Consider the following 315-nt stretch of genomic DNA (forward strand, 5'->3'; position numbering starts at 1 on the left):
AGATTGCGATGCTGCTCGGTGGCAGGGCTGCCGAAAAGGCAGTCCTAGACGAGATGTACGTCGGCTCGGGTGGCGTTGAGGGATCCGATCTTAATCGGGCAGCGGACATTGCGACAATTCTAATTGCCGGCCACGGTGTGCAGGCGCTTGGATACACCGACGTCTCCCGTTCACGAGATCTCGACCAGCTTCGACGAGCTGACCCTATCCTGCGAAGGCGGGTGGAGCGTCTGCTCGCGGAGGAGCTGACGCGAGCCGAGGAGATCGTCAAGGAGCGCGGGGCGGATGTGATGCGCATCGCGGAAGCGCTCATGG

General features: G+C 62.2%; 1 pseudogene. It reads left to right on the top strand.

Annotation, left to right across the window (positions count from 1 at the left end):
- A pseudogene (locus tag AF337_RS25335) lies at positions 1-315 on the top strand (AAA family ATPase); the annotation flags it as partial.

The sequence above is a fragment of the Rhizobium ecuadorense genome (assembly GCF_001187535.1).
Lineage (GTDB): Bacteria > Pseudomonadota > Alphaproteobacteria > Rhizobiales > Rhizobiaceae > Rhizobium > Rhizobium ecuadorense.